Raw genomic sequence first — 306 nt, 5'->3', positions numbered from 1 at the left:
TTTTATCTTAATTAGGCGAGAAGACTCCCACTTCAACGAAGCGAAGCGGAGTAAGTGGGAGATGAATCGCCTTAACTATATTTTGCTGAAAATAGGATAGATTCAGTAAAATATAGTATCATATAGTTAGATGGGAGGTGAAAACATGTATTTTTGTATCAAACAACAGCTAAATGGTTTGACCAAAGAAGAATACTTGACTCTTCGAGAACTGTGCCATATTGCCAAGAACATGTACAACGTCGGATTGTACAATGTCAGACAATACTATTTTGAACACAAGGAATTTCTTAATTATGAGAAAAA

At 34.6% G+C, this 306-nt stretch carries 1 pseudogene; it reads left to right on the top strand.

What is annotated here, in order from left to right:
* Positions 1-145: 145 nt before the first annotated feature.
* Positions 146-306, top strand: a pseudogene (locus I656_RS19645) (RNA-guided endonuclease TnpB family protein); the annotation flags it as partial.

Source organism: Geobacillus sp. WSUCF1 (assembly GCF_000422025.1).
GTDB lineage: Bacteria > Bacillota > Bacilli > Bacillales > Anoxybacillaceae > Geobacillus > Geobacillus zalihae.
This window is presented reverse-complemented; position numbering and strand designations above follow the sequence as displayed.